Below are 6,495 nucleotides of genomic sequence, written 5' to 3'. Positions count from 1 at the left end.
AACATTTAGAATATTAAGTGAACGCTATCGAAATAGACGGAAAAGATTCGGTTTACGCATTAACTTAATCGCTGCACTGGTAAACCGGATAAATTTTCAATAATGACTTTCGCAAGAGATCTAATATATATTTTTAATAAAATCTGTTTAACCAGATATAATCATTATTAGCATGAATATTTCATTAAAAAATAAAATGGATGTTACATAATGTTTTAAATGTAATTATAATAATTCTATCATATATTATATCTATGAAATATATCGGTTATTGGGGAGATTGATATTTACAAATTTAAATTTTAATTATTATTTTATTAAATTTTTTTAATAATTTTAATCAGACTTTTACATATGTGTTGAATCAGCTTATTTAATTTTTCTGTTTTCTTGCCTTTACATAAACATCGGTAATTATATATTTTGTTTTTGTATGAAATTGAATAAAAAAAAGTTCCCACAGGTTTTTCTGAAGTTTCAGAACCGCCAGGTTTAAGTAATCCTGTACATCCTACATAAATATCCGAAGTAAACATATCCTTTGCTTTTTTTACCAATTCTTCAGTAATTTCAATAGATTCAGGTGTATATTTTGCTATCAGTTTTGGAGCGATTTCCAGTATTTTTTCTTTAACTTTCAGGTCATAACACACTAAACCTCCAATTAGAATTTTGCCAGAGAATGGAGTCAGGGAAAATCGGTAAGCTAAATAACCTGCCTAAGCGCTTTCAATGAAAGTCACCTTTAACTTTTTTTAGCCAATAATTCACAACATTGAGTCATCATATTTTTTTCGCTTTATTTTAATTTCCTATTCATATTCTAAAAAATAAATAAAATATAAACAATTAAATATTTTTTTAAAAGGTGACTGGTTTCTCGTTTTTCAGGAGCATGAATGTTTTAAATATTTGATATATAAAACCTGATTATTTTTTGATTCAACATAAATTAAACGAATAATAACAATTATAGGCTTTTTTCATTAAACCCAAGTGAATTAAGTTTATATGCTAATTACCGCTTGGAGAATAAAAAATGCCAGTAGCAGTAAAAAAGAAATTACTAGAATTGGTTGATAAAAATCATCAAAATTATTTTGATTTGGTTACTTTTTTTCTCAATGGTGAGGTTTCTATTCAAGAAAAGGAAAGAAAAGCTTCATATTTTTTAAAAAAAGAAATCCAAAGCTTAACTTATAACTCCATCGATTTTCCCCCTGATATCAGTAAAATCCAGGACTGGATTCTAGAAAATAATAAGTTTCAATGTGCTGAATATCAGGCTTATTTAGAAAAAAGAAATAGGGGGGCAGGGCGAGAATATTTTAAAAATGTGGGTCAGGCATTCGAATTTCTGATTAAGGTTGCGCCGGTAAAGCGGGTAGACGGTTCATGGTTGTTTAGTATTGTCCATTACTGGAATGATCCGGTGTTCAGAGACTTAATCCAGATTTATCTGGAAGAACTCGGTTTGGGACTTGCCACATCTAATCATGTATGCTTATTTGATGATCTTATCTTAAATTTGGGGCTGGAACATTTTGTACAGGATCTGGAGGATGAATATTATCATCAACCTGCCATTCAACTCGCGCTGGCTTATGCACCCCCCGAGTTCATTCCGGAAATCATCGGTTTTAATCTGGCCTATGAGCAACTTCCGTTACATCTGCTGATCACCAACTATGAGCTACAAGAATTAGGAATAGATTCAAAATATTTCAATCTGCATATCACCATCGACAATATTGATAATGGTCATGCATATTTATCCATTAAAGCTTTTGAAAAAATATATAGTAAATTCAATGATAAAAAGTCTTTTTTAGAGAAAATGAAGATTGGCTTCGCTTTGAACGATAAAGGCTTGTCCTCCAGGCAAATTATTACAAATCTAAATTTAGACGCCTTGGTAATTAAAATTTTAAAACGAAAAGCCTTGATCGGTAATGTCATTCACAATGACAAATGCAAGTTTAATAACAAAACGATTAATTCGTGGCTTGCATCGCCAGACTCGGTAGAAGAGTTTGTTGAGGTACTCATTGATAAAAAATGGATCAAGCTGGGTTACGATCCCGAAGAAAGCCGCTTCTGGAAGCTGATTAATCAGGAAGAAGGGAAAATGTTTGGCGTATTTACTGCTACTGAAAAGCAGATCATTTATGACTGGATTGCAGATGAATCTGCTCAAGATGCCGATTTGAACGCTCGAAGAATCAAATTGGAACATAAAGATAAAAATAATTATATGTTCAGTTTTTTATCCGATGGGGAGCTTGAAGATATTCAGCATCAGATTTATGAAACTGGCAACCTTGCTATGAAAATCAATAAACTGCTGCCTTATTTAGCTCCTCATGCCCATCATCGTGAAACAGGACTCTGGTGTACCCAACGTTTGGTCGAGTTCCTGTTTCCCTTTTTAAGCAATCAGAAATTCACCAATTGATGTCAGCCATAACATCCACGCATTTACGTTATCGAACCCATGTTTATACAATAGAAAAGAGGCGCAAGATGAATCATAAAGCCAAGCAAAGTGAAGTAGCAGGCACCGGTACTTTAGACAAAAAAAATGAAAGTGCAAAAACACAGCAGTTAGATGCTTCACGCAGTTATGCTACAGATCATGCACTGACCACCAATCAAGGCGTAAAGATTGCAGATAATCAAAACAGTTTAAAGGCAGGTGTAAGAGGTTCGACCTTACTGGAAGATTTTATCCTAAGGGAAAAAATCACCCATTTTGATCATGAGCGCATTCCTGAGCGGATTGTGCATGCACGTGGTGTAGGGGCACATGGATATTTCCAGGCTTATCCGGGCAATGAAAAATATACCAAAGCGGGCTTTTTAAAAGACTCCGGCATACAGACGCCCATTTTTGTGCGTTTTTCTACGGTACAAGGACCCCGCGGTTCTGCCGATACCGTACGGGATATTCGCGGTTTTGCCATCAAGTTTTACACTCAGGAAGGTAATTACGATTTGGTCGGCAATAATGTTCCGGTTTTCTTTGTGCAGGATGGCATTAAGTTTCCGGATTTTGTACATGCCGTAAAGCCTGAACCACATACGGAAATACCAACCGGAGGATCAGCCCATGATACTTTCTGGGATTTTGTCTCCCTGGTACCGGAGTCTGCTCATACCGTGATGTGGGCAATGTCGGATCGAGCCATTCCCCGTAATTTGCGCTCGATTCAAGGTTTTGGCGTCCATACCTTCCGTATGATCAATGCCGACGGCAAAGCCATATTTGTCAAATTTCACTGGACACCGAAACAAGGGTTGAGCCAGTTGGTTTGGGATGAAGCACAAAAGCTGTCAGGTAAAGATCCGGATTTTCACCGTCGGGATTTATATGAAGCGATTGAGTCGGGGAATTATCCGGAATGGGAGCTCGGTATTCAGATTGTCGCTGAAGAAGATGAAATGAAGTTTGATTTCGATTTGCTCGATCCGACAAAAATCATTCCCGAGGAATTGGTTCCGGTCACGCCAATTGGTAAGTTTGTTCTTAATCGGAATGTTGATAATTTCTTTGCAGAAATTGAACAGGTGGCATTTTGCCCGGCCCATATTGTACCGGGTATAGATTTCACCAATGATCCTCTGTTACAGGCACGTTTATTTTCTTATACCGACACTCAGTTGAGCCGCTTGGGTGGCCCAAACTTTCATCAGTTGCCCATTAATAAACCGATTTGTCCTTTTCATAACAACCAGCGTGATGCCATGCATCAAAGTTTTATTCATCGTGGTCAGGCATCGTATCAACCGAATTCGATTGATAACAACTGGCCAGTCGAAACACCACCCGCTGCACAGGATGGTGGTTTTGAGAGTTATCAGGAAAGAATTGATGGTAAAAAAATTCGCCAGCGCAGTGAGTCTTTTTCAGACCATTTCTCGCAGGCTCGACTGTATTACCAGAGCTTGGCACCGCATGAACAGAAGCACGTAGTAGATGCCTATATTTTTGAATTGAGTAAAGTGCAGCGTCCACATATCCGCCAACGTGAAGTGCAAGCAGTATTGGCCAATATAGATCTGAATCTGGCCCAACAGGTCGGTAAAAATTTGGGTATAGAGGTCACAGCCCCCCAAAATCCGGCCAAATCTTCCTCGGTAGAAAAATCGGCGCGTCTTTCTATGACGGCATTTGTTCCTGAAGATATCAAAGCTAAAAAAATAGCCGTGCTGGTACATGATGGGGTGAGCCAAGAGAATATCGATGCGATTCAGCAATGGGCTATGGCTGAAAAAGCAGTTGCTCATATATTGACGCCAACGCCGGGCCCTGTGATGAATCAACAGCAGTCTGCAGTTGCATCGGATGGTATGCAAAAAGCAGAGCCTTCGATTGCTTATGATGCTGTGGTGATTGTGGATGGTGATAATTACCAGCAAGTGTTAAAAGACGGCGTGACAAAACATTATCTTTTGGAAGCCTACAAGCACCTAAAGCCGATTGTATTGTTAGGAGATAAGCAAGAACTTTTGCATGAGCTTAAATTGCCCCATGATGATGGAACGCTAAGAACAGATAATTTTTCCTCTGTACATGAACGGTTTAAAACCCTGATTCGTTATCATCGGGTCTGGTCACGCGAAGCGATTGCCAACGCTGTTCCAGCTTAAATTGCGATATTTTCGCGACTATTTCTCATAAAATACCCATCTTCATGATGGGTGTTTTTCGAATGAACAATGTTAATTTTCTAAAATGCACTTGCAAGCTGGTTTGGCTATTGTTGAGTTGCACATATGATTTGAGGCTAAGCACTTAAATTATCGTTCGATTTAAATTTCGAAAGCTTATTGATGAGTTGAATCAGAAGACTGACTTTTAATATATATTAGACTTCTTTCATAAGTCTTTTTTACTTCTATCTATGAGATAAAAAATAAAGAAGGTATCAATAATTATGAAGAAGTCTATTGTATTAAAAATCATAAGCTTTACTTTGGAGCCATTTGATAAATATGGGATATTTATTTATATGTATTATTTATGTATTCATGTTATTTTAAATTTTGTGAAATAAGTATTATTTTAAGATGATGATTTATCATCATAATTAACATATGTATAAGAATTATCATTATTTTTTTATTTAAAAAATTCTATTAATAATTTATTTATTTTCTGTGTTTAATATTGTTTTAGTAAGAATATTGAGTTCTACAGTTATATTTTTATTGCAATATTATATTTTGATACATCATGATTGTTTTTATTCGGTTAACTTGAGTATATTCTTAATATTGTCATTAATAATCAGGCTATTGATTGTCATTAAGTAATGGTAATAAAAATAGCATAAGGAATAGTGTTATGTCTAAGTCTCAACCTCAAAATCAAACAGATATGAATCAAAGGAATCAACCGATTAAACAGCCACATCATTTGCCACAGCAAGACCATAAACATAATCAGCAAAAAGAGTCTGGTAAACAGTCTCAAAATGAAAAATAAAGCAGGATTGAATGGGGTGGTCAGTAGGAAGTTTGAAGGGGGAAAGCCCCTTTAAGCAGGACAGGAGTTAAGTATGAATATCAGACCTGTAAAAGCCCATAAAATGAATGAGGATTTTGATACAACACCCACCGTAATTTATACCGGTGAATATGATGAAGAAAATCATTTGCTCAATGTATATGACTCATCACAAGAACAATTAACAAAGATTATGGGCACTAATCAATGGATTTTGAACTCTACGGGAGAGGTATTCTTTATTGAAGAGGATGTACCTTATTTTGCTAATTAACAAGGTCAGGTAAAATGAATAATACAGTAACCACATATCCACAGAAACTCGTTACATTTTATAAACTTGATAGCCCGGACATTCAGCGAGGCGTATGGGCGAATTATGACAAGAATGGGAATTTTCTCAATCTGACCAATTATTATGGTCATAGATTAGACCTCATTGGGCCGGATCGGGTACGTATAGAGGGGGAGGTTTGGGTATGTAAAGAGAATTTCAAATAAATAGAGGTTTATGCTGATAAAATCTGTATTTAAAGATAAAAATATAGAAAGATAAATTTAATTAAAATAAAGTCATCATAAAAAATTAAAATAAAAAGTCTTTAATATCTCAAGCTTTGATATAATGCGAATGAAATTTTCAGCTCAGGTATTTTAAGGCTATTAAGCTTAAATAAGCCCTCCAAGCGAAGAAAGGGCTTATATCAAGAGCCTGTAAATAATTTTGTGTAATTGCTTTTCATAAATTTAAAGGTGATTGCTTAAGCGGTCACCGAATTCAATAATAAAGCGGCTCATGGCTAAACGCCAGTCGCGAATAGGCATATTCCACTTTTTAGACGCTGCATCAATTGCTAAGTAACCCGAATTACGGATAAGAAAACCGCTTGAAAAAAAGATGGTTAGAGCCATTTAGAAAGTTACTACACAAACCAAAGACTCTAACCACCATGTTTGATTTTACAGAAATCTTCTGTGTTATTGAT

At 35.8% G+C, this 6,495-nt stretch carries 5 protein-coding genes and 2 pseudogenes; 5 read left to right on the top strand and 2 right to left on the bottom strand.

The window, feature by feature from the left end; all coding sequences use genetic code 11:
* Window positions 1–103: pseudogene (locus FTU91_RS15215) on the top strand (IS5/IS1182 family transposase); the annotation flags it as partial.
* Window positions 104–317: 214 nt separating this feature from the next.
* Here FTU91_RS15215 and FTU91_RS15210 read toward each other — a convergent pair.
* A pseudogene (locus tag FTU91_RS15210) lies at window positions 318–787 on the bottom strand (CinA family protein).
* Window positions 788–1,039: 252 nt separating this feature from the next.
* Here FTU91_RS15210 and FTU91_RS15205 point away from each other — a divergent pair.
* The 4 genes from FTU91_RS15205 to FTU91_RS15190 all read left to right on the top strand — a co-directional run bounded on the left by FTU91_RS15205 (window position 1,040) and on the right by FTU91_RS15190 (window position 5,783).
* Window positions 1,040–2,455 (top strand): iron-containing redox enzyme family protein, encoded by a 1,416-nt coding sequence (locus FTU91_RS15205; protein WP_180082774.1) that lies wholly within the window; start codon window positions 1,040–1,042, stop codon window positions 2,453–2,455.
* Complete coding sequence (gene katE, locus FTU91_RS15200) at window positions 2,455–4,650, top strand: catalase HPII (protein WP_257221765.1); 2,196 nt, start codon at window positions 2,455–2,457, stop codon at window positions 4,648–4,650. The genes FTU91_RS15205 and katE overlap by 1 nt, the downstream gene beginning before the upstream one ends.
* A 697-nt stretch (window positions 4,651–5,347) precedes the next feature.
* Entirely contained in the window at window positions 5,348–5,488 is a 141-nt protein-coding gene (locus tag FTU91_RS15195) for a hypothetical protein (protein ID WP_166169909.1), read from the top strand.
* Between the two features lie 73 nt (window positions 5,489–5,561).
* The gene (locus FTU91_RS15190; RefSeq protein WP_086197372.1) at window positions 5,562–5,783 is read left to right on the top strand and encodes a hypothetical protein; all 222 of its coding nucleotides are present in this window, start codon (window positions 5,562–5,564) and stop codon (window positions 5,781–5,783) included.
* 473 nt (window positions 5,784–6,256) lie between these two features.
* Here FTU91_RS15190 and FTU91_RS15185 read toward each other — a convergent pair whose 3' ends face one another.
* Window positions 6,257–6,421: a hypothetical protein gene (locus FTU91_RS15185; RefSeq protein ID WP_180082772.1), complete on the bottom strand. Its 165-nt coding sequence runs from the start codon at window positions 6,419–6,421 to the stop codon at window positions 6,257–6,259.
* Window positions 6,422–6,495 lie beyond the last annotated feature (74 nt).

It is taken from the genome of Acinetobacter sp. YH12201, from assembly GCF_013418145.1.
Lineage (GTDB): Bacteria > Pseudomonadota > Gammaproteobacteria > Pseudomonadales > Moraxellaceae > Acinetobacter.
This window is presented reverse-complemented; position numbering and strand designations above follow the sequence as displayed.

What these genes read in the sequence shown, in the direction of transcription:
- FTU91_RS15185 (WP_180082772.1), bottom strand. Translation starts at nt 6,421, where the DNA reads ATGGCTCTAACCATCTTTTTTTCAAGCGGTTTTCTTATCCGTAATTCG.
- FTU91_RS15190 (WP_086197372.1), top strand. Translation starts at nt 5,562, where the DNA reads ATGAATATCAGACCTGTAAAAGCCCATAAAATGAATGAGGATTTTGAT.
- FTU91_RS15205 (WP_180082774.1), top strand. Translation starts at nt 1,040, where the DNA reads ATGCCAGTAGCAGTAAAAAAGAAATTACTAGAATTGGTTGATAAAAAT.
- katE (WP_257221765.1), top strand. Translation starts at nt 2,455, where the DNA reads ATGTCAGCCATAACATCCACGCATTTACGTTATCGAACCCATGTTTAT.
- FTU91_RS15195 (WP_166169909.1), top strand. Translation starts at nt 5,348, where the DNA reads ATGTCTAAGTCTCAACCTCAAAATCAAACAGATATGAATCAAAGGAAT.